This window comes from Mycobacterium sp. (genome assembly GCF_039583805.1).
Classification (GTDB): Bacteria; Actinomycetota; Actinomycetes; order Mycobacteriales; family Mycobacteriaceae; genus Mycobacterium.
Genome location: NZ_JAVKSH010000011.1, coordinates 21,585 through 43,227 on the forward strand (window position 1 = coordinate 21,585; position 21,643 = coordinate 43,227).

Genomic DNA, 21,643 nt, shown 5'->3' on the forward strand with positions numbered 1-21,643 from the left:
GATGTGTCTGGGTATACCGGGCCAGGTGGTGCGGATGCTGGAAGGTTACGACGGACAGCTCGCGCTCGTCGACGTCGCCGGCGCGCAACGCAAGGTCAACGTCGCCATGCTGCCGGAGGAGGCATTCGCCCCGGGTGACTGGGTCATCATCCACATGGGTTTCGCCGTCGAGAAGACCGACCGGGCCGGCGCCGAGGAGGCGATGGCCGGTCTCGAACTGATGGGCCGGGGACGTGACGATCCGCCGCCCTACCCGCCGCCGGTCAGTGCCGCCGCCGATAAGAGCCGCCGCCGATAAGAGGTTGACATGACCGACACATTGCTGCGATCCGACGACGTTCGGCGGCGGTTCACCGTGACCGGCGTCGTCCAGGGGGTGGGCTTCCGTCCGTTCGTCCACCGCGTCGCCAGCGAGCTGGGCCTGTCGGGATTCGTCGGCAACGATTCCGGGGCGGTCTTCCTCGAGGTGCAGGGTCAGCGCGCACGCGTTGCCGAATTCGGCTGCCGGCTCCGCACGCAGGCGCCCCCGCTGGCCAGGATCAGCGCTGTCTGCGTTGTCGACCTCGAGGCCGACGCCGCGAGCGGCGCCGCGTTCCGGATCGTGGAAAGCCGAACGGTCGCTGGGTCCACCACGCCGATTCCGCCCGATATCGCGGTGTGCGACGACTGCGTGCGCGAGCTGTTCGACCCCCACCACCGCCGTTACCGGCACCCATTCGTGACCTGCACCAATTGCGGACCGCGGTTCACCATCATCCGGGCGCTGCCCTATGACCGCCCGGCCACCACCATGGCGGCTTTCGCCATGTGCGAGCGGTGCGCCGCCGAATACCACGACCCGGCCGACCGCCGATTCCATGCGCAGCCGATCGCCTGCCCGCACTGCGGTCCGTCGCTCTGGTTCTGCTCGGGAGCCGCGCGGTCAGAAAGAGTAGTCGGATCCGATGCCGCATTGGCAGCCACGCAGCAGGCGCTGGCCGCCGGCGCCGTGGTCGCCATCAAGGGAATCGGCGGCTATCACCTGGCCTGTACCGTCGACGACGAAGCGGCGGTCGGCGCGCTGCGGGCCCGAAAGGCGCGCGGCGCCAAGCCGTTTGCCATGTTGGTCCGTGATCTTGACGTTGCGCGCCGCTTCGCGTGGATCGACGACGCCGAGGCCGCGATCATGTCCGGCCCGGCCCGGCCGATCGTCTTGGTGCGGCGGCGCCCGGATGCCCCCGTCGCCGACGCGGTCGCGCGCGGTAACCCGCTGCTCGGGCTGATGCTGCCCTACTCACCCATCCATCACCTGCTGCTGGCGCCCACCCCGGCCGTCGACACACCGATTCCCGATGCCCTGGTGCTGACCAGCGCGAACCGCTCCGACGAGCCCATCTGTTTCACCGAAGACGATGTGGCACAGCGACTTTTGCGGCTTTCGCGGCCCGAGGCCGCGTTGTGCGATGCGGTGCTCGACCACAACCGGCCGATTCACGTGCCGTGCGACGACTCGGTGGTGCGTGTCGTCGACGGCCGGGAATTGCCGATCCGCCGCTCCCGCGGCTACGCGCCGCTGCCGGTCGACATCGGGCGCGACGGCCCCGCAGTGCTGGCTGTCGGCGGTGAGCTGAAGAACACCTTCTGCCTCACCGACGGTCCGCTCGCCTTCATGTCCGGCCACATCGGCGACATGGGCAGCGTGGAGACACTGCACGCGTTCGAACGTGCCGTGGGCCAGCTCGGCGAAATCCGGCACCAACCGGTGCGTGTGGCCGCCGATCTGCATCCGGGGTACCAGACCCGCGATTGGGCCGAACGCCATGCCGGCGACCGGCCGGTGGATCTCGTCCAGCATCACCACGCGCACGTCGTCTCACTGCTGACCGAGCACCGTCGGCTCGGCGAACCCATCATCGGAGTCGCCTTCGACGGCACCGGCTACGGCTGCGACGGCACCATCTGGGGTGGGGAGATCCTCGCCTTGGGCCGCGACAGCCACCGCTTCACCCGGGTTGCGCACCTGCTGCCGGTGCCGCTGCCGGGCGGCGACGCCGCGGTCCGTAATCCGTGGCGGATGGCGTTGTCCCAGTTGCGGATGGCCGGTATCGATTGGACCCCGGATTTAGCACCGGTCACCGCTGCCACTCCAGCCGAGCTGCGGGTCACGCGCTCGCAGTTGGAAACCGGCGTGGGGTGTGTGCCGTGTTCGAGCATGGGTCGGCTGTTCGACGCCGTCGCCTCCCTGCTTGGTGTTCGGCACCGGATCGACTACGAAGGCCAGGCCGCCATCGAACTCGAGGTGCTGGCCGAGGCGGCAGCCGAGCCGTTGGGGTTGCGGCTGGATGTGCGCGACGACGGGGTGATCGACCCGCTTCCCATGATTGCGACGATGGTCTGTGCGCTGCACGCGGGGACTGAACCCGCGTCGCTGGCAGCTGGATTCCACGATGCGGTCGCAGTCGCGGTCGCGGATGTGGTCGGTCTGGTCGCCGGTGAGGTAACGCTGGTGGGTCTCACCGGCGGGGTGTTCCAGAACGTCCTGCTGCTGCGCGCATGCCGTCGAGGGTTGCAGCAGGCGGGATTTGAGGTGTTGACTCATCACACGGTTCCGCCCAACGACGGGGGTCTCGCGCTTGGCCAGGCGGCGGTCTCGGTGCTGGGCGCGCGATCCGAGTTGGTGGAAGAGGATGCGACGCGATGTGTTTAGCGATTCACTGGGTGACGCACACCGTGTTCGGCGATGAAGAGACGGTGTCCTAAATGACCACTGCGATTGACCGCGGACTGGGCGCCGACCTTACCGCCGATCTCGCTGCCACCGCATTCACCTTGGCCAAACGATTCGCGGCAGGCGCCACCATGTGGTCCATCGCGCCGGGCTGGGAACCGCATGCCCTGCACATCGCCGTCGAATTCATCCATCCCGTGATCGTGGGCAAGCGGGCGTTGCCGGCCGTCGCGATCACCGGGCCCGATGTCGTCGACGTGGTGCGGGTGTCGGTGCGTCCCGGCGACATCGTGGTAGCGGTCAGTGGGGTCGACAACGCCGAGGTGCGGTCGGTGATGCGCAGGGGCCCGGCCTGGGGGGTGACCACCGTCTGGATTGGCAGCGGTGCGCGGCCCCAAGCGGGCATGGCCGACCACGTGCTGTGGCTCGACGACCCTGATCCACAGGTGCCCGCCACCGGGGGTTTCGTGCTGTTCTACCACCTGCTGTGGGAATTGACCCATGTCTGTTTCGAGCATCCCGGACTGCTGAAACCGACCGATGAATGCCGTGACGACATCTGCGTAACCTGCAGCGACGAAGGCCGCCTCGGCGAGGTTGTGGCGGCGCTGGCGGACGGCGTGGCCGCGGTGCGCACCGCCACGGGGGTGGAGACCGTCGCGACCGCGCTGGTCGACCCGGTCGCGGCCGGCGAGTTGGTGCTGGTGCATGCCGGGACGGCGATCGGCAAACTCGGCGAGGAGTACGGCACATGAGCGAAGAACCGACCAACTTCTTGTATCCGTTCATCGACGCCCAGGAGGACGACCCCACGTCGCTGCTGTCCGATCTGGCCGCGTCGGCGCAGGCCAAAGCAGCCGAAAGCTTGGCGTTGCGTCGGTCCACGCTGGAGGCCAATACGGCATTGCTGGCCCGCGCCGCCTCCGAGATGGCGCGCCGGTTCGCCGCGGGAGGACGGTTATTCACCTTCGGTAACGGCGGGAGCTGCACCGATTCGACGACGTTGGCAAGATTATTTGCGCGGCCGCCGATCGGCACGCCGCTGCCCGCCTGGTCGCTGACCGCCGATCAGGCGATCTTGACCGCGCTGGGCAACGACGTCGGCTACGACCTGGTGTTCGCCCGGCAGTTGATCGCCCGGGCGAACGCCGGAGACATCGCGATCGCAATGTCGACCAGCGGCAATTCGACCAACCTGGTCACCGCGCTGCGGGAAGCGCACAATCGCGGCATGTACACCGTCGGTTTCGCCGGCTACGACGGCGGCGCGTTCGCGAATAACCCGGATGTGCAAGCCTGTTTCATCGTGCGTTCCCAAAGCGTGCACCGAATCCAGGAAGCCCAGGCACTGCTGGGTTATGAGCTGTGGCGGGTTGTGCACGAACACGCGGACACTCAGGGGGTGGTTGCGTGACGAGCAACCCGGCAAGCGAATACCTGGCATCGGGCCCGCGTTTCGAGGAGAGCCAGGTGATCGAGCGGATCGAGTCTTTCCGCAAACGCCGTCCACGCCTGCTCGACGAGCACGTGACGCTGGCGCACGGAGCCGGCGGCAAAGCCTCGGCGGCGCTGATCGACGCGGTGTTCATGGACGCATTCCGTAACCCGCTGCTGGAGTCGCTTGGTGACGGCGCGGTCATCGCCTTGCCCAGCGGGGAGCGGTTAGCGCTGTCCACCGATTCATTTGTGGTGCAGCCCAGGCGGTTTCCCGGCGGCTCGATCGGAGAGTTGGCCGTGCATGGCACAGCCAACGACTTGGCCGTGACCGGGGCTGTGCCGCAATGGATTTCGGCGGCGTTCGTGCTCGAAGAAGGCTTCCCGGTCCCCGAGTTGAGACAGATCGTCGCCGACATGGCCGCCGCAGCTGCGGCGACCGGCGTGCAGATCGTCACTGGTGACACCAAGGTGGTGCCCAAAGGCGCGGCCGACGGACTGTTCGTCACCACCACGGGAGCCGGTGTCATTCCCGTCGGGCGGCAGCTGTCGGCGCAGTCGGTACGCCCCGGCGACAAGGTGCTGTTGTCGGGGTCGATGGGCGATCACGGGATGGCGGTGATGCTGGCCCGCGGCGACCTGGCCATCGAAGCCGACATCCGCTCCGACACCGCCTCGGTGAGCCCGCTGGTGGAGTTGCTGTTGGCGGCCGCGCCGTCCACCCGCTGGCTGCGAGACGCGACCCGCGGCGGCGTGGGCACCGTCTGCAACGAACTGGCCCAGGCGTGCGGACTGGGGGTCCTCCTTGACGAGCAGCGGCTCCCGGTGCGCCCCATGGTCAGCGGCGCCTGCGAATTGCTCGGCATCGACCCGCTGTACGTCGCCAACGAGGGCAAGTTCGTCGCCGTCGTCGCACCCGAGGAAGCCCCGGCCGGGCTCGCCGCGTTGCGGTCGCACCCGTTGGGTGCCGAGGCGGCCGAGGTCGGGGAAATCGTCACCGAACCGGCGGAAACTGTCGTGGTGCGCACCCTGTTCGGCGGTTCCCGCATCGTCGACATGCTCGTCGGTGACCCGCTGCCAAGGATCTGCTGAGAGGGCTCGACTTACAAGAAGGCTCGACCTAAAAGAAGGCTCGACCTAAAAGAAGGAGTGATCAGGCATGTGTCTCGGGATTCCGGGGCGGATCGTGGAAATCACCGACCCCGCAAATTATTTGGCGAAGGTCGACGTCAGTGGAGTGCAACGTACCATCAGCCTGCGGCTGCTGGAAAGCGATTTGCCGCAACCCGATGAGTGGGTGCTGATCCACGTCGGCTTCGCGATGGCCAAGATCGACGAGACCGAGGCGTTGCTCACGCTCGCGGCGGTCAAGAAGCTCGGTGACGCCTACACCACCGAGATGGCAGCCTTCGACTCATCCGCGATCGTCTGACCAGGAAGAGACAGCTATGAGATTCGTTGACGAGTTCCGTGACCCGGCGGCGGCCCGCACACTACTGGCAGCGATCGAGCACCTCGCCGGGCATGGCGGCGAGCACTTCAAATTCATGGAGGTGTGCGGCGGGCACACCCACACCATTTATCGGCACGGCATCGAACACATGCTGCCGGACAACGTCGAACTGGTGCACGGCCCCGGGTGCCCGGTGTGCGTGATCCCGATGGGTCGCGTCGACGATGCCATGTGGCTGGCTGGGCAGCCCGACGTGATCTTCACCTGCTTCGGCGACATGATGCGGGTGCCCGGCTCCAACGGCAGCCTGCTCGATGCCAAGGCACGCGGCGCCGACGTGCGGTTCGTCTACTCACCTCTGGACGCTCTGAAGATCGCCGTCGACGACCCGGGCAAGCAGGTGGTGTTCTTCGCCATCGGATTCGAAACCACCGCGCCGTCGACCGCGGTGACGCTGGTACGGGCACGCGAGCTGGGCCTGCGCAATTTCAGCGTGTTCTGCAACCACGTCACGATCGTGCCGCCGATCAAGGCCATCCTGGAATCTCCGGATTTGCGGCTCTCCGGCTTCATCGGACCCGGGCACGTGTCGACCGTCGTCGGCAACCGGCCATATCGATTCGTGCCCGAGGTGTACAGAAAACCCTTGGTGGTCTCCGGATTCGAGCCGCTGGACATCCTGGCGTCGGTGGCGATGCTGCTGCGCCAGATCCGGGAGGACCGCTGCGAGGTGGAGAACCAGTACACGAGGGTGGTGCCCGAAAACGGCAACCCGGCCGCACTGGCGCTGATGGGCACGGTGTTCGCGCTGCGCCCGCACTTCGAATGGCGCGGCCTGGGCTTCATCTCGCAGAGCGCGCTGCGGTTGCACGACGACTTCGCGGAATTCGACGCCGAGCTGCGGTACGCGATGCCTGGCGTTCGGGTTGCCGACCCCAAGGCGTGCCAATGCGGCGAGGTGCTCAAAGGTGTGCTCAAGCCTTGGGAATGCAAGGTTTTCGGCACCGCGTGCACCCCTGAAACCCCGATCGGGACCTGCATGGTGTCCCCGGAAGGCGCGTGCGCGGCCTACTACAACTTCGGCCGGATGCACCGCGACGCCGTCAAGTTGGCGGGGTCTCGATCCTGAGCGTGCCGGTGGCTGTCCGCGGGGCGGAGATGTTCGCCCGCTACGCCCATGCACCCAACGCGCTCGGCTATTGCGGCCCGCCGCTGGGAGCCGCGTTGCGCGACGGGTCGGTGGAGGAGATCCGCGCCGCGGCGATGAAGTTCTCCGGCGCCTGGCCGTACCTGCAGGTGCTGTCGACGATGACCGGTATTCCCGACCCGCTGGATTACCGGCTGGTCGAGTCGTACTGGCTCGGCGGCGGCCACGGCGCCGAGCTTGATCCGCGCGCCTTCGTCGACGAACTGCTGGCCATCATCGGCCCGCAGGCCGGCCGGTACTGGTCGCACCTGGGCCCGGATCTGGTGGGTGAGGCGGCGGCCAACCACTGCTTCCACGTGTTCGCGGTGTATCCCTGGTCGCGACTGCTGGGGCTAAAAGGGGGATGCCTCGACGAGCACCCGCTCGGTGTGCTGGACAACTGCCGAATCACCTGGGGCACCGTGCTTTCCCGCGACGGCGACGACGTCGAGGTGTGGTGCCGGAGGCTGGTCTGGGACGGCCGAGTGCTGGCCTTGTCGGAGCCGTCGGCGCGCCGGCTCGAGATCTGGGGCGACGGGTACAGCGCGGTGCCCGACGTGGCCGTCGGCGACGACGTGGCGATCCACTGGGGCCGGCTGTGCGGGCGGCTGCGGCCCGAGCAGGTCCGGGCGTTGGCCGATGCCACCGCATGGCAGCTTGGGGTCACCAATCATCGGCTGGCGCGGGCCTGAGTTTCGCGGCGCCGAGCCCGCTCGCTGACCTAGCCGCCCCATTTCCTAGCCGCCCCATTTGGCGGCTTCGGCTTGGTCGCGGGCCAGCATGGACACCGTGTTGGTCTCATGGGTGCCCGCCATCGCGTGATAGGCCCGCACCAGATCGCTCATCGCCTGATTCCACTGGGTCTGCCAGGCCTGATAGATCATCCCGGTATCACCCTGCCAGGCCCCCGACAAAGCGGCCTGCTCACTGGCGATATCCGCGCCGAGCCCCTGCATGGTCGCCGCATAGCCGGCCATATCGGCGGCATGGGCCAACATCGCCGGGTAGTTGTACACAATCTGCGACATCACTGGTCCCCTTTCGTCTCAGAACCCGGTGTAGCCCGCCGCGCCGGCCGCATCGGCGGCCACATAGGCACCCGCCGCATCCCCCAGATTGGCCTGGGCGATATCGAGCAGCGCGTTGATCCGGCTGGCCACCTCCACAAACCGGGCATGGGCGGCCTGAAACGCCGCCGCGGACTCACCCACGTGAAACGCCTGCGCCGACACCGCCTCCAGCTCCGCCTGGCTGATCGTCGAGCGCAGCAACCCCGCCTTGGCGCCAAACGCCGACTGCGAGGCCACCAACTGCGCAATATCCGCATCCAACAAACTCACCACTTGCTCCCTTCCATGAGCGATCATTTCCCACCATCCGTAGGCCCCTCATCACCCCAAGTCCCCGGCAGCAGCGGCATCCGCGCGCCGCCGCCGAACTCGTCGTCACCCAACCTGGCCAACCCCGCTGCCTCGCCGGTGGTGTCCCTGCGGGTGGTTCCGGCGAACCCCAGGGGACCCGCACTCCGATCCGAGGCCACCGCTGACGCGGTCCGCTCGCCACCCGGTGAAATGTCGTCACGCAGATCTTGGTCTAAGTCCATGTATTCATAACCTCGGCCCAGCATTTCCACTTTTGTTCGCCGACGCCGCCGCGCTCGCGCCCTCTCCTCGGCCGCCGCCGCGGCAGCGGCCGCCGGTGCTGTGGCCTTATCCGGGGCCGGCCCCTGAGCCTCGGCGCGGGTGCGCGAGCGAGCAGGGGATGGAATGCCGCCGACCAGGTAAGCAAAACCCTCCATTCCGGCGCCCGTCAACGGCGGTGGTGACGTCGCGGGCGGTGGGGGTGAAGCGCCGGGCACCGGAGCCGGGGACGGGGCGGGCGTGGGCGCAGCAGCCGAGACGGGAGTCGGGACCGAGGGCGGCGTCGGGCTAGCCGGCACAACCGCCGTCAACGGCGGCGGCATCGCCGGCGCGAGCGGTGGAGCCAAGCCGGCGAGCCCTGCCAAGCCTGCAAGGCCGCCCAGCGCACTCGCGGAGGCGGCCAAGGGGGCGAGCGGGGCCGCCAGCAAGGGGAGCGCAACGTTGAGGAGCAGCGGAGCAGCCGTGTCGAGCAGCCAGTGAAGCAACTGGATAACATTAGTTATGATAAAAGTAAGAGCCGTGTCAATTTGAAGTACCACGGCTAAAGCGATGATTGCCGGATTGCCCGTAGCCACCGCTATCACTAATGTCCCGGGTATGGCTGCGAAGAGGCCAGAAATAAAGGCAGTAAATGTACCCGGATCAAGGGGCACCGTAAGAGCAAACGCCAGATTCTCGGGGCTAAAGAAAAAAAATGGGTTACCGAGCTCGTTGACCAACACAGCAGGAAGTGCTTGGTCTATGAGATTTCCCAGCGGCGTCAATACGTTGTTGTAGAAGTCGGTGTAGGATTGCGAATTAAATAGTTGCGCCAAGTCGTTAAATATCGTGTCGAAGACGGTCGGCGAACCGGAGGAGGTCGCTGCCGGTTTGGCGTTCGCATTCGACTTCACGATTTGTGGCGCGGGCGTGGTGTGCGGTGTGGCGGCCACCGCCGAGCCGGCGACGGCTTGATAGGTGCTCATCGTGGTGGCGGCCTGAATCCACATCCGCGCATAGTCGGCTTCGTTGAGGGCGATCGGGATGGTGTTGATGCCGAAGAAGTTCGTCGCCACCAGCGTCGCGTTGGCGGCGTGGTTGGCGGCCAGCTCGGCCAGGGTCGGCATGGCAGCCAGCGCCGTGGTGTAGGCCGTCGCAGCGATTTGCTGTTGGCCGGCCATCGCGGCGCTGTCTGTACTGGCCTGCATCAGCCAAGCCAGGTAGGGCGCGTTCGCGGCGATATACGCCTCGGCCGTCGGGCCGTCCCAGACCCCGGCCTGCACCGCCGCCAGGAGGGCGGCGAGCTCGTCGGCCACCGCCGCATATTCGGTACTGAGCGAATTCCATGCAGCTGCCGATGCCAGCAACGGACCGGGTCCCGGACCGCCGGACAACAGCGCGGAATGCACCTCTGGTGGCGCCGCCATCCAGATCGGCGTGGTCATCGTTAGCCGCCGGCGCTCGGATACGACGACGCCGCGGCGGCATCGCCCGCCACATAACTGGTACCTGCCTCACCCACTCCGACACCGGCGCGACCTAACTCTTGCGCTCCCTGTGCGGCGACCGCAGCGTGTTGGCCGCCGGCCGCGCTGAACCCCGCCGCGGTGTGCAGTGACACCGGATCGGCGGCCGGTGGCACCACCGTGGTAATCAACGGCGCCGCGTCCGCCTGGGCGGCCGCAAGCCGGTCGGTGAGCGCCGCCGCCGCGGCGGCGGCGCCGGCCAGACCCTCAGGAATCACCCGCAACGTCATCTCAATCACCCCTGACGAGGAGCATCAATCCGACCCTGGGCGCAAGGTAGCCCGCCGCCACCGGTAATGCGGACGATTCGCAAAAACTGTTGCATGTTTTTTGCAGGTGCGGTCGGCTTCGTGCGCAATACTGAATCGGTGGTGTGTGCACAGCCATCGGCTTTGAATCCGACCCCGGCCCGGCGGATCGGCGAGCCGCGACCCGGCGTCTAGGCCATGCGGTCCGTCAGACAGTGCACCCGGGGTGGTCGGCGACACGCACTTGCGCTGGCCGCGACGGCCACGCTGGTCAGCGGATGCACGGGTTCGGGTGTCGGCGCGCCCTTGGTTAGCCGCAGCGAGGCCGCTGGATCGGATAATTCGGGGTTCCCGACAGCGGTCTCCGATTGCGGTCGGACCACCACGTTCGACGCCCCACCACGCCGCGCGGTGATCTTGAATCCGGCAATTGCCGACGTATTGATCAATCTGGGTGTGGGCAACCGGATCGTCGCCCAAAGCGGGACCAACGGCCTGGCCAAGGCCCTGCCGCAGAACAGGGCGCAAATGGATCGGGTGCCGGTGCTGAGCGCGAATGGCATGACCAGCACCGCGGCGCTGCTCGGCGTCGCACCGGATCTGGTGATCAGCGACGAAACTATGTGGCTGGATCCCAAGTTGGGTGGCGCGTCGCCAGACCAGCTTGCCCGGGCCGGGATCAACACGTACACAGCGGTGAGCGGATGTGGTGACGGGCAGCACGGGAAGGTGACCGACGTATTCACCGACGTCGAAAACTACGGCGAGATTTTCGGCGTGCGTGATAAAGCGAAGCAATTGGTGGCCGCACTGCGCGCCCGGTTGCATGGCATTGAAGCCCGCGTCGCCGGCACGCTGAAAATAACAGTGTTCGAGTTCTACAAATTTGGTGGGCAGCTCGCCGATACCGCTGTGGGCATTGAGCAAGATGCACTCAGCGAATCCGGTGGTGCGAGCATTTTCCCGCATTCCACGGGTATGAAGCCGGTCAGCAAAGAGGCAATCACGGCGGCCGATCCTCAGGCTTTTATTGAACTGGTGAAACCCGGGGAACCGATTGATCCGGCGAAAGAGGCCGCGGCACTGAAGCGGGCTTTCCCGACCACGGACGCTGCCAAAAACGGCCGGATCTATTTCCTCGACATGGCGGCGGCGGCCAGTCCGGGCACGGCGCGGATCATCGATGGCATCGCAGCGAGGGCCAAGTGGCTGCACCCCGACGCGTTCGCCGCACGATGAGCCCTACTCCGGCACCGATGCGCGCGGCACGATCGGGCCGGCCCGCCGGTGACTGCCGGCCGAGGGGGCGGCTGCCGTTGCCGGCATTGATGCCGGTGCTGATGGTGGCGCTCGTCCTCGCGATAGCGGTGGACGCCTCGGTGGGCGCCGGAGGTGTGGGGGTGCTCAGCATGGCTCGGGTTGTCGGACATCATCTGGCCGGGGTCGTGGTGCCGGCGCATTTCGATGCGGTGCAAGACCAGATAGTCTGGCAACTGCGGATACCGCGGGTGCTGTTGGGCGCGGTCGTGGGTGCGGGATTGGCGGCGGTGGGTACCACATTGCAGGCAGTGGTGCGCAACCCGCTGGCCGATCCGTATTTGCTTGGGGTGTCCTCGGGGGCGGGTTTTGTGGCCGCGGCCACGATCACCCTGGGCTCGGCGGCGCTGGTCGGGTTGTCGACGTCGGCGGGGGCGTTTCTGGGGGCGTTGATCACCACGGCATTGGTACTGGTCGTCTCGCGGGGCACGTTCGCACCCACCCGGGTGCTGCTGGCCGGGGTGACGTTTTCCTACCTGTTCGCCGGGGCGACCAGTTTTTTGATCTTTGCCAGCGATGACCCCCGCGCGGCGTCGTCGGTGTTGTTTTGGACGTTGGGCTCACTGGCCGGCGCGCAGTGGTCGACGCTGGGTGCGCCCGCCGCCGCAGTGCTGCTGTTCACGGTGTATCTGCTGGTGCAGGCGCGCCCGCTGAACGCTCTGGTGGCCGGCGCGGAGACCGCGCTGTCGGTGGGGTTCGATGTGCGCCGGCTGCAGGTTCAGCTGTTGATCGCGACCGCACTGGTCACCGGGCTGGTGGTCGCGGTCGCCGGCGGGATCGGGTTCGTCGGGCTGATCATCCCGCACCTCGTGCGCGAGCTGGTGGGGCCCGACCACCGCCGGGTGCTGGCGGTGGCGGTCGTCGTCGGAGCGATCTATCTGGTGGCCGTTGACATCGTCTGCCGGACGGTCGCCAGCCCCGCCGAGTTGCCGATCGGGATTGTCACCTCGGTGCTGGGCGCTCCGTATTTCTTGTGGCTGCTGCATCGTGATCACGCACCGGAGCTGAGCCGATGAGGCTGACACTGGACGGGATCAGCGTGACAGTGGATTCCACGCCGGTCGTCACCGGGTGCGATCTGGTGGTCGCTTCGGGGGAAAAAGTCGCCCTGGTTGGACCCAACGGCAGCGGGAAGACGACCCTGCTTAAAGCGATCTATCGCTCGGTTCGTCCGGTGGCGGGCGTCGTCTTGTTGGGCGGGGATAACCTGGCAACCCTTCGGCAACGTGAGGTGGCTCGACGCGCCGCGGTGGTGGCCCAAGAACCGCCCCGGGATTTCGAGTTCACCGTCGAAGACGTCGTGTCGCTTGGGCGCGCGCCGCATCAGGGTGTGCTGGACCGCGAATCGCACACCGACCGCGAGGTGGTCGCCGACGCGTTGGAGCGAGTGGGCATGCTGGACCACCGCACGCGGATTTACTCCACCCTATCGGGCGGCGAGAAGCAACGCACCTTGGTGGCACGTGCGCTGGCCCAGCGGACCCCGTTGCTGCTGCTGGATGAGCCGACCAATCACCTCGACGTGTCCGCAGCGCTTGAGCTGCTGGAATTGCTGCGGCACCTGGAGATTTCCACGCTGTGTGTGCTGCACGACCTCAACCTCGCCGCCGCCTACTTCGACCGGATCTATGTGCTGGACACCGGCCGGATTGTCACCGGCGGCACCCCGCAGCAGGTGTTGACCCCCGAGCGGGTGCGTGCGGTGTTCGGTGTGAACACCCACCGCCTGATCCACCCGGCCACCGGACGGGTCCTGCTCGCGTTTTCTCCGGATTCGCCCTGCGGCGTCGAGAGCGGCGAAGTGTCGGCTCGGGAGATTCCTGCAAACTACTCGCATTGTTCTCGGCGCGAATTACAGTCGTAGGTGGTGAATCTCTCGCCCAGGAAGCTCGGACCCATGAACGATCCGCGACCATCGAATACAGGCGAAGACCGATGAGGCCCCCGACACCGGCGGATCCGGCATCGAGGGGACCAAACGCGAGCGGTGACCGCGAGGAAATAGCGCATTTGCTTCGGCGGGCAGGTTTCGGCGCATCGGCCGATGAGCTCGACGACTGTGCGGCAGCGGGCTATGCATCGACCGTCGAAGCCCTGTTGAACCCGCCAGCGGAAACGGCGACCTACGGCTGCTACGCCGACCAGGACCTGGTGGATCGGTATTTCACCGCCTCGGTGGGTGCGCGCAGCCCGGAGTCTGCGTGGCCGCAGTGGATGTGGCGGCTGTTGACGACGACTTGCCCGCTGCGGGAGAAGATGGCCTTGTTCTGGCACGGACTGTTCGCCACCGCAGCCAAATACCCGGTCCCGTGCTCGGCGCTGCTCGACCAGATCGAGATGTTTCGCCAGCGCGGCATGGGCAGCTTCGAAGAGCTGCTCCGCTGCCTCTCGCGCGATCCCGCCATGCTGTTTTGGCTGGACAACCCGTCTAACCGCAAGGACGCTCCCAACGAGAACTACGGGCGCGAACTCCTTGAGCTGTTCACGATGGGGGTGGGCAACTACACCGAGGACGACGTCAAAGCGGCAGCACGCGCCTTCACCGGCTGGAGCGTCGGTCCCCTTATGCCGCAGTTCTTCCTCGGTGTCTTTCCGGCCTGGTTCGTCTACAACGATGCCGACCACGATGCAGGGGAAAAAAGATTTCTCGGCCAGGTCGGCGCCTTCAACGGCGACGACGTGATCGCCATCATCGTCAAGCAGCCGGCGACGGCTCGCTTCATCGCCGAGCGCCTGTACCGCTTCTTTGTCGCCGACGAACCCGACGAGTCGGGTAGAGCCGAGATCGCCAGGCTCGCAGCCGTTTTCATGGAGACGGACGGCGATGTGCGCAGCCTGCTACGGGCCATCTTCACCTCAGATCACTTCCGCTCGCAGCAGGTGCGCTACCGCAAGGTCAAGAGCCCCGTGGAGCTCATGGTGGGCACGGCTCGGCTCACCGGCCGCTGGTTCCTACCGAGCGACGACGTCGCCGAGCTCGCCTACAACACGCACTTCATGGGCCAGTCCCTACTCAACCCCCCGTCGGTGGAGGGGTGGCACGAGGGTGAGGAGTGGATCGACAGCGCCGGGTTGATCGAGCGGATCAACTGCGCGGCAGCCGAGATCGCCCGACCCGACGCCCCCGGGGTTTCCCGCATCCTGGAGCGGGTCGCCGAAAGTGCCGACCCCACGCCTCTCGGGTGGGTGGACGCCTGCCTGGAGGCGATGGGGTCGCTGAAGCTGGCACCGGCGACACGCCAGATCTTGGCTGAGCGCCTAGCCGAAACACCACGCACCGGCGAGAACGCTCAATCGGTCCGGGAGCGCACGCTGGAGTTGCTGAGGGCAATCGTGTCAACCCCGGACTACCAGTACTGCTGAGAGCGAAGGAAGGTGGCGAGGTGACTCAGACGGTTACGGCAACTTCGGAGCCGACGCGGCTGGTGGTCGTGCAACTTTCGGGCGGTAACGACTATCTGAACACCATCGTTCCCTACGCCGACGGCCGCTACTACGACTTTCGGCCCCACGTCGCGCTGAAGGACGACGCGATCTTGCCCATCGACGAGCGGGTCGGCTTCAGTTCGGCCATGGCATCGGTCGCGCGCCTCTACGAACAGGGAAAGGTAGCGGCGATCATGGGGATCGGCTACCCGAACCACAGCCGTTCCCATTTTCGATCCATGGACATCTGGCACACAGCCGAGCCCAACGAGGTCAAGCTGGAGGGTTGGCTGGCCAGGGTTGCCGCGCTGTTCGACCCGCGACACACCAACCCGGTGCTGGCCGTCAACTTCGGGCGTGGCCTGCCCAGGGCACTTGCCTTGTCGGGTGTCCCGGCAGCATCGGTGAGCAGCCTGGATAAGTACGGCCTGTTCCCGGACATCGGGCCAGGAGACACCCGCGACCGGCTGCTGAGGGTTGCCGAGCAGGCTTACGCCGTAGCGCCCCACCCGAGCGGGGCGTGGGGATCGGCTCGCCTGCTCGGAACCGGCCGATGTGCCCAGCAGGGGATCAAGATGCTCAAGGCCGCTGCCGCGGCGTACCGCTCCGGAGTCGACTACCGCGACCCCAACCCGTTCGGAACCAACCAGCTCGCCAAAGACCTGCAGGGAGTGGCCACCGTGATGGCGGGAAACCTGGGAACCCGCATTTTCTACACCAGCGTCGGCAGCTTCGACACCCACACCGACGAGGTGGTGGTCCATGCGCGGCTGTGGCAGAGGGTCTCACACGCTCTCGACCGCTTCTTCATCGACTTGGACGCCCTCGGGCTGCGCAGCAGCACGGTGGTCCTGGTGTTCTCCGAGTTCGGTAGGCGCATAGCCGAGAACAGCACGGGGACCGACCACGGTGCGGGTGGGGTTGCCTTCCTTATCGGCGACCAGGTTGCCGGCGGGCTTTACGGCGACTACCCGAATCTGGCCGCGGAGGCGCAAGACGAGGGAGATGTGCGGCCCAGCACCGATTTTCGCGCTGTGTATGCGTCTATCCTCGAGCAATTCCTCGACGTCGACGCCAAAGACGTGCTGGGCCCCAGCGCACGATTCGATCAGCTTCCCCTCAAGGCGGCGGAGTGAGCACCGCGGGGCTTGTCGGGGCGCGCTGCGCCGCCCTCGGTGTGGGTCGAATCAATGGGCAGGGCTTCAACTATCCGGTCGATGTGGCGCTGGGCGGCCCAGACGTCGTCTATGTCCTCAACAGGTCGAGCGCTTGGAAGGACAAGGCGTCCCGGATAACGGTGACCTCTTTCGACGAGCAGACCTTCGCCGAGATCGGGGGTTTTGGTGCCGAGCCCGGATGCTTCCTGGCGCCCACCGCCCTGGCCACGGATCAGGCTGGTCGCGTCTACGTAGCCGACGAAGACCTGCACCGGGTCTCGGTCTTTGAGCCCGACGGCAGCTACCTGATGCGTTGGGGCGGGCACGGCTCCAGCCCCGGCCGGCTCGACCGGCCAGCGGGGCTGCGGGTCGACAACGATGGCTGTCTGTGGGTTAGCGACTCCTTGAACGCCCGGTTGCAGCGGTTCACCCCCGATGGAACTGCGCTGTCCTGCTTTGGTTGCTTCGGCACCGAGCCGGGCCAGCTCAACATGCCGTGGGGTGTCGCGGTTGGTCCAGAGGGCGACATCTGGGTTTCTGATTGGCGCAACGACCGCGTGCAGCGCTTCGGTCCCGCCGGGGATCTGCAGGGCAGCTACGGGCAAGGTCTGCTGAGCCGCCCGTCCGGCGTGGCCGTCGATGATGCCGGGACGGTGTATGTGTCGGACTGGGGCCACGACTGCGTCAGGGTGTTCGACGAGGACGGTCGCCACCTCGGGATCCTCGCCGGCGACGCCGTCCTCTCGCGGTGGGCGCAGCAATACTTGGACGCATACGAAGCGGTCCGAACGCTCCGCGCCGAAGCAAACCGCTACGCCGAGGAACGGCGCTTCCACCGACCCGGCGGGATGACGATTGGACCCGAAGGCCAGCTGCTGGTCACCGACACCGGGCGTCATCGTGTCCAGGTATACGAGCACCCGCTGGAATTCATGGGCCGGGGTTGACCCACGGCCGGCGGCCATCGTCGTGGTCCAGGTTGCGGGAAGCCATGTCGCCAGCCGAGTGGATGCGCCTCGGGTCGATGATCGCGGTGATCGTCGCGCTGCACCTGGCCGGATGGATCACCCTGCTGTGCATTGTCGAGCCCGCACACTTGCGCGTCGGCGATGAGGCATTCAGCGTCGGCGTCGGCCTCACCGCCTACACCCTGGGGCTGCGGCACGCATTCGACGCCGATCACATCGCCGCTATCGACAACACCACCCGCACGCTGATGAACGACGGTCAGCGCCCGCTGGCGGTGGGCTTCTTCTTTTCGCTGGGCCATTCCACGGTTGTCTTCGCGCTGGCGGTGCTGCTGTCGGCCGGGTTGAAAGCCATTGCAGGGCCAGTCAAGGATGGCTCGTCGCGGCTGCACTACTACGCCGACCTGATCGGTACAAGCGTGTCAGGTGTGTTTCTCTACCTGATCGCCATCATCAACATCGTCATCCTGGCCGGCATCGTGGGCGTCTTCGCGCGGATGCGCCACGGCGTCTACGACGAGGCCGAGCTCGAAGACCAGTTGAACAATCGCGGACTACTCAATCGAATCCTCGGGCGCTTGACCACATCGATAGCCAGCTCTTGGCACATGTACCCGGTCGGCCTGCTGTTCGGGCTGGGCTTCGACACCGCGACCGAGGTCGCGCTGCTTGTGCTAGCGGGCGCCAGCGCGGCAGCCGGCCTGCCCTGGTATGCCATCCTGTGTCTGCCGGTGCTGTTCACCGCGGGTATGTGCCTGCTCGACACCATCGACGGCTCGTTTATGAACTTCGCCTACGGCTGGGCGTTTTCCAACCCGGTACGCAAGGTCTACTACAACATCGCCATCACCGGCCTGTCGGTGGCGGTCGCGTTGCTCGTCGGGAGCGTCGAACTGTTCGGACTTCTGGCCCACCAACTCGGCTGGAGCGGCGGGTTCTGGGACTGGATCGGCGGTCTCAACCTCAGCGCGATCAGCTTCGTGATCGTCGCCATGTTCGTTGGAACCTGGATCATCGCGCTGCTGGTGTGGCGCTACGGCCGCATCGAGCAGAAGTGGACCGCGCGGCACGAGGCCTGAATCGCGTCAACCGCGACGGCCCGCGCGTCGCGGTGTGGGACGCTCAACAGGGTTCGGCTTCGATGCGAGGGAGCGCGCGATGACCTTCAACGACGGTGTGCGGATCGACACCAGCACGACGACCTCTTCCGGCGGAGGCCGGGGAATCGCAGTCGGCGGCGGCCTGGCCGGGCTGTTGATCGTGGTGGTGGCCATGTTCCTGGGCGTCGACCCCGGCGATGTGCTCAGCCAGCAGCCGGTGAACACCCGCGAGGACATGGCATCGGGTTTCGACCTCAACACGTGCCGCACCGGCGCAGACGCCAACAAGTACGTGCAGTGCCGCGTGGTGGCCACCGGTAACTCCGTCGACGCGGTGTGGAGCCAGCTGGTGCGCAGGTACACCCGTCCCCGGGTGCGGCTGTTCAGCGGACGGGTCAGCACCGGCTGCGGCCCGGCGACCACACAGGTGGGACCGTTCTACTGCCCGGTCGACCGGACCGCCTACTTCGACACCGACTTCTTTGCGGTCCTGGTCGACCGGTTCGGTTCCAGCGCTGGACCGTTGGCGCAGGAGTACGTGGTCGCCCACGAATTCGGACATCACGTGCAAAACCTGGTCGGCGTGCTCGGCCGGGCCCAACAAGGCGCTCAGGGCGCCGGCGGCAACGGTGTGCGCACCGAACTGCAGGCCGACTGCTACGCCGGAGTGTGGGCGCACTACGCGTCCACCACCAGGCAGCAGAGCACCGGAACGCCCTACCTACAACCGTTGAGCGACAAAGACATTCAAGACGCGCTCTCAGCGGCGGCGTCGGTCGGCGACGACCGCATCCAGAAGGCTGCCACCGGGCGCACCAACCCCGAGTCGTGGAGTCACGGCTCCTCCGAGCAGCGCCAGCACTGGTTCACCGTCGGCTATCAGACCGGTGACCCCAACCAGTGCGACACCTTCCGCGCCGGCGACCTCGGGTAGACCTCACTCGGGTAGACCTCAGAACAGCGTCGGCTGCACCATGTCGGCGACCTGGGCCGGCGCACCACCGCCGAACCGGTGGTGCCCGCCACCCAACGCGTACCTGACAACCAGCGGCGCCACCCGCGCCCGCAGCTCGTCGCGGTACTGCGACGGCGCATACGCCCCGCTCCCGTACAGGGTGCGATACCGCGTGACCAGCTCCGGGTGGGTGCGTGCCAACCACGCCAGGAACCAGCCCCGCGTCGATCCGCGCAGGTGCAGCGCGAACACCGTGACACCGGTGGCGCCGGCCGACGCGATCCGGCTCAGCAGGTCGTCGAGGTGCTCGACGGAATCGGTGAGGTACGGCAACACCGGCGCCACCATAACGTGGCAGTCCAGCCCGGCGTCGCGCACCGCCGCGATCAACTCCAGGCGCGCCTGGGGGCCGGGCGTGCCCGGTTCGACGTCGCGGTGCAGCGCCGGGTCGCCCACCGCGAGCGAGACCGCCACGTCGACCGGCACCTGCGTGGCGGCGTCGGCGATGAGCGGCAGGTCTCGCCGCAAAAGGGTGCCCTTGGTCAGGATCGACAGCGGTGTGCCCGATTCCGCGAGCGCCCCGATGATGCCCGGCATCAACGCGTAGCGGCCCTCGGCACGTTGGTAGGGATCGGTGTTGGTGCCCAACGCGACCGTGTCCCGGCACCACGAGCTGCGGCGCAGCTCTGTGCGCAGCACGTCGACGACGTTGACCTTGACGACGATCTGGTTGTCGAAGTCGTTGCCGCAGTTCAACTCCAGGTATTCGTGCGTGGGCCGGGCGAAGCAGTAGCGACAGGCATGCGAGCACCCGCGGTAGCCGTTGACGGTGTAGCGAAACGGCAGCATCGCCGCGTGCGGGATCTTGTTCAGCGCCGACTTGCACAGCACCTCGTGGAAGGTGACGCCGTCGAACTGCGGCCGGCGCACCGTGCGGACCAGACCGATCCGCTGCAGGCCCGGCAGCGCGTCGTCGTCGATGTCGACGCGCTGCTTGTCCCATCGCATGCTCTCTATTCGAACCCTTGTTCTATTCGATGTCAACCCCGGTGCCCGCCGAACGCCGGTGCCGGCCGGGGCGTGAATTAAGCTGGCCACCGTGACGTCGGACACCGAAGAGCCCAACGGCAACAAGAACCTGAAGTGGGCAGTGGGCGCGGTGACCGTCGTCGCGGTCCTGGCGATCGCGCTGGTCGCCATCGTGCTGTTCGGCGGCGGCTCGGGAGATGGCAACGGCAAAAACGGCAAGGCGGGTTCGGGCCAGGATGCGACCGGGGGCGTTGCCAGCGCCGACGACAACGGCCCCGTCACCGTGATCACCGACGACCCCACCTGCGCAGCATGGACGGGAATCAACAACGAGTTGTCCAACAGCGGCGAGGGGCTGTGGAACGACCGGGACCGGTCGGTGCCGGCGGCGGCGTGGACGGAGAAACAGCGCGCGCAGTTCATTGCCGCCGGGCAGTCGATGCGCGGCGCCGCAGCGCAAACCGTCGGGTTGGAAAAGCTGACGCCGCACCGGGTGATGCGCGAACTCTACGAGCAGTTCATCGCCTACTCGCGCGCCTACGCCGAACGCATCCCCAAGTACACCCCCGCCGACAACAGCCTGGCCGGTGCGGCCAACAGCGCGGCCTCGGCGCTGGGCGAGATCTGCGCCGCCATCGTCGACGGTTCGGCAGCGGCGCGCGGTCCGCTGGTGCCACTGCCGGCGCCGCCGGGTCAGATCGCGCCGGTGGGCAACCCCGTCAATCCGCAGCCGTTCCTCACCGCGCCGAACCGTACCTGCCCGGAGTGGCGGACAGCGCTGGACCAGTTCGGCAAGAACACCGCGGCGTGGCAGGCGATCGACCCCAACCTGCCCGCCATCTACTGGAACAAGGAGCAGAAGGCCACCAACTACGCGGTGGCGTCGGTGATGAACGCCTACGCCAGCAAGCTGCAACAGCTCGGCCAGCAGAGCAACAACCTCATCTGGGGAGACCTGGCCACCCTGTCCGCGCAGTATCGGCGCGCCTTCGTGGTGGCGCTGCCCACCTACACGCCCACCGACAACCATCTGGCCAACGCCGCCAACTACGCGTCGACCACGGTCCTGGGCGCCTGCTTGGCAATCGGCGTCAGCTAACCACCCGGCTGGGTCCGTGTCTGAGCCCGTGTCGCGGCCCGTACTGTCGCGGCGTTGCGGTCAGCCGCCGGCCGGCGACCGGGGGATCACCTTGGGCACCTTGGAAGCGAGCCCGGTGATGCCACGCGCACTTAACGCCCCCAACAACGCATGCGCGAACGGGCCACCCGGCAGCCCCGACGACATGGTGGGAGCGCTCACCGGGGTCGCCGGCAGCACCGGCGCGGCCCGGGCCATCCCGGCCGCCCCCGACCAGGAGTGCGGCACCGACAGCCCCCCCACCGAGGTCGCGTGGTCCAGTTGGGCCGTCACCGCCTGCCCCCACGTCTGAAGCTGGTTGGTCAGCCCGCTGGACACCAACTGCACCTTGCTGTCGACGAATTGGCCGACGCTGTCCAGCAGCGTCGCCGGAGCGGCCG

General features: G+C 67.0%; 22 protein-coding genes and 1 pseudogene. 17 read left to right on the plus strand and 6 right to left on the minus strand.

All coding sequences use genetic code 11. From position 1 onward, the window contains the following. The first annotated feature begins 1 nt into the window (after nucleotide 1). From ABDW21_RS02570 to ABDW21_RS02605, 8 genes are all read left to right on the plus strand, one after another. A complete protein-coding gene (locus ABDW21_RS02570; protein ID WP_343599950.1) occupies nucleotides 2-298 on the plus strand; it encodes a HypC/HybG/HupF family hydrogenase formation chaperone in 297 nt (98 codons plus the stop codon). 9 nt (nucleotides 299-307) lie between these two features. Next, nucleotides 308-2,686 carry a carbamoyltransferase HypF gene (gene hypF, locus ABDW21_RS02575; protein ID WP_343599951.1) on the plus strand — a complete coding sequence of 793 codons (2,379 nt, stop codon included), beginning with the start codon at nucleotides 308-310 and terminating at the stop codon, nucleotides 2,684-2,686. 53 nt (nucleotides 2,687-2,739) lie between these two features. After that, nucleotides 2,740-3,462: a HypC/HybG/HupF family hydrogenase formation chaperone gene (locus ABDW21_RS02580; RefSeq protein ID WP_343599953.1), complete on the plus strand. Its 723-nt coding sequence runs from the start codon at nucleotides 2,740-2,742 to the stop codon at nucleotides 3,460-3,462. Beyond that, the gene (locus ABDW21_RS02585) at nucleotides 3,459-4,121 is read left to right on the plus strand and encodes an SIS domain-containing protein (protein WP_343599955.1); all 663 of its coding nucleotides are present in this window, start codon (nucleotides 3,459-3,461) and stop codon (nucleotides 4,119-4,121) included. Before ABDW21_RS02580 ends, ABDW21_RS02585 begins: the two co-directional genes overlap by 4 nt. Continuing rightward, nucleotides 4,118-5,233 (plus strand): hydrogenase expression/formation protein HypE, encoded by a 1,116-nt coding sequence (gene hypE / locus ABDW21_RS02590; RefSeq protein WP_343599957.1) that lies wholly within the window; start codon nucleotides 4,118-4,120, stop codon nucleotides 5,231-5,233. Before ABDW21_RS02585 ends, hypE begins: the two co-directional genes overlap by 4 nt. A gap of 67 nt (nucleotides 5,234-5,300) precedes the next feature. After that, nucleotides 5,301-5,573 carry a HypC/HybG/HupF family hydrogenase formation chaperone gene (locus ABDW21_RS02595; RefSeq protein WP_343599959.1) on the plus strand — a complete coding sequence of 91 codons (273 nt, stop codon included), beginning with the start codon at nucleotides 5,301-5,303 and terminating at the stop codon, nucleotides 5,571-5,573. 16 nt (nucleotides 5,574-5,589) lie between these two features. Further along, the gene (hypD, locus tag ABDW21_RS02600) at nucleotides 5,590-6,723 is read left to right on the plus strand and encodes a hydrogenase formation protein HypD (RefSeq protein WP_343599960.1); all 1,134 of its coding nucleotides are present in this window, start codon (nucleotides 5,590-5,592) and stop codon (nucleotides 6,721-6,723) included. Continuing rightward, nucleotides 6,720-7,472, plus strand: coding sequence for a DUF6390 family protein (locus ABDW21_RS02605; RefSeq protein WP_343599969.1), 753 nt, complete (start codon nucleotides 6,720-6,722; stop codon nucleotides 7,470-7,472). The genes hypD and ABDW21_RS02605 overlap by 4 nt, the downstream gene beginning before the upstream one ends. 45 nt (nucleotides 7,473-7,517) lie before the next feature. Here the strand turns inward: ABDW21_RS02605 and ABDW21_RS02610 are convergent, their stop codons facing one another. The 4 genes from ABDW21_RS02610 to ABDW21_RS02625 are packed head-to-tail and all read right to left on the minus strand — an operon-like array spanning nucleotide 7,518 to nucleotide 10,155. Next, the gene (locus ABDW21_RS02610) at nucleotides 7,518-7,808 is read right to left on the minus strand and encodes a WXG100 family type VII secretion target (RefSeq protein WP_343599961.1); all 291 of its coding nucleotides are present in this window, start codon (nucleotides 7,806-7,808) and stop codon (nucleotides 7,518-7,520) included. A gap of 18 nt (nucleotides 7,809-7,826) precedes the next feature. Continuing rightward, nucleotides 7,827-8,120, minus strand: coding sequence for a type VII secretion protein EsxS (locus tag ABDW21_RS02615; RefSeq protein WP_343599963.1), 294 nt, complete (start codon nucleotides 8,118-8,120; stop codon nucleotides 7,827-7,829). Nucleotides 8,121-8,143: 23 nt separating this feature from the next. Further along, entirely contained in the window at nucleotides 8,144-9,844 is a 1,701-nt protein-coding gene (locus ABDW21_RS02620) for a PPE family protein (protein WP_343710024.1), read from the minus strand. 2 nt (nucleotides 9,845-9,846) lie between these two features. Further along, entirely contained in the window at nucleotides 9,847-10,155 is a 309-nt protein-coding gene (locus tag ABDW21_RS02625; RefSeq protein ID WP_343602390.1) for a PE family protein, read from the minus strand. Nucleotides 10,156-10,584: 429 nt separating this feature from the next. Here ABDW21_RS02625 and ABDW21_RS02630 point away from each other — a divergent pair, with 429 nt between their 5' ends. The 8 genes from ABDW21_RS02630 to ABDW21_RS02665 all read left to right on the plus strand — a co-directional run bounded on the left by ABDW21_RS02630 (nucleotide 10,585) and on the right by ABDW21_RS02665 (nucleotide 19,075). Then, nucleotides 10,585-11,412: an ABC transporter substrate-binding protein gene (locus ABDW21_RS02630; protein ID WP_343602391.1), complete on the plus strand. Its 828-nt coding sequence runs from the start codon at nucleotides 10,585-10,587 to the stop codon at nucleotides 11,410-11,412. Nucleotides 11,413-11,429: 17 nt separating this feature from the next. Continuing rightward, nucleotides 11,430-12,506, plus strand: a complete 1,077-nt coding sequence (locus tag ABDW21_RS02635; protein ID WP_343602393.1) for an iron ABC transporter permease — start codon at nucleotides 11,430-11,432, stop codon at nucleotides 12,504-12,506. Next, complete coding sequence (locus tag ABDW21_RS02640) at nucleotides 12,503-13,354, plus strand: ABC transporter ATP-binding protein (RefSeq protein ID WP_343602395.1); 852 nt, start codon at nucleotides 12,503-12,505, stop codon at nucleotides 13,352-13,354. The genes ABDW21_RS02635 and ABDW21_RS02640 overlap by 4 nt, the downstream gene beginning before the upstream one ends. Continuing rightward, nucleotides 13,327-14,853: a DUF1800 domain-containing protein gene (locus ABDW21_RS02645; RefSeq protein WP_343710025.1), complete on the plus strand. Its 1,527-nt coding sequence runs from the start codon at nucleotides 13,327-13,329 to the stop codon at nucleotides 14,851-14,853. The genes ABDW21_RS02640 and ABDW21_RS02645 overlap by 28 nt, the downstream gene beginning before the upstream one ends. 20 nt (nucleotides 14,854-14,873) lie before the next feature. Then, a complete protein-coding gene (locus ABDW21_RS02650; protein WP_343602398.1) occupies nucleotides 14,874-16,052 on the plus strand; it encodes a DUF1501 domain-containing protein in 1,179 nt (392 codons plus the stop codon). Next, the gene (locus tag ABDW21_RS02655) at nucleotides 16,049-17,020 is read left to right on the plus strand and encodes an NHL repeat-containing protein (protein ID WP_343602400.1); all 972 of its coding nucleotides are present in this window, start codon (nucleotides 16,049-16,051) and stop codon (nucleotides 17,018-17,020) included. The genes ABDW21_RS02650 and ABDW21_RS02655 overlap by 4 nt, the downstream gene beginning before the upstream one ends. Before the next feature lie 44 nt (nucleotides 17,021-17,064). Then, complete coding sequence (locus tag ABDW21_RS02660; RefSeq protein WP_343602402.1) at nucleotides 17,065-18,120, plus strand: HoxN/HupN/NixA family nickel/cobalt transporter; 1,056 nt, start codon at nucleotides 17,065-17,067, stop codon at nucleotides 18,118-18,120. Nucleotides 18,121-18,199: 79 nt separating this feature from the next. Next, nucleotides 18,200-19,075 carry a neutral zinc metallopeptidase gene (locus ABDW21_RS02665; RefSeq protein ID WP_343710026.1) on the plus strand — a complete coding sequence of 292 codons (876 nt, stop codon included), beginning with the start codon at nucleotides 18,200-18,202 and terminating at the stop codon, nucleotides 19,073-19,075. Nucleotides 19,076-19,093: 18 nt separating this feature from the next. Here the strand turns inward: ABDW21_RS02665 and ABDW21_RS02670 are convergent, their stop codons facing one another. Continuing rightward, entirely contained in the window at nucleotides 19,094-20,104 is a 1,011-nt protein-coding gene (locus ABDW21_RS02670) for an Rv2578c family radical SAM protein (RefSeq protein ID WP_343710027.1), read from the minus strand. A 91-nt stretch (nucleotides 20,105-20,195) separates the two neighbouring features. Here ABDW21_RS02670 and ABDW21_RS02675 point away from each other — a divergent pair, with 91 nt between their 5' ends. After that, the gene (locus tag ABDW21_RS02675; RefSeq protein WP_343710028.1) at nucleotides 20,196-21,224 is read left to right on the plus strand and encodes a hypothetical protein; all 1,029 of its coding nucleotides are present in this window, start codon (nucleotides 20,196-20,198) and stop codon (nucleotides 21,222-21,224) included. 60 nt (nucleotides 21,225-21,284) lie between these two features. On the opposite strand, the pseudogene ABDW21_RS02680 reads toward ABDW21_RS02675, so the two are convergent. Beyond that, a pseudogene (locus tag ABDW21_RS02680) lies at nucleotides 21,285-21,643 on the minus strand (PPE family protein); the annotation flags it as partial.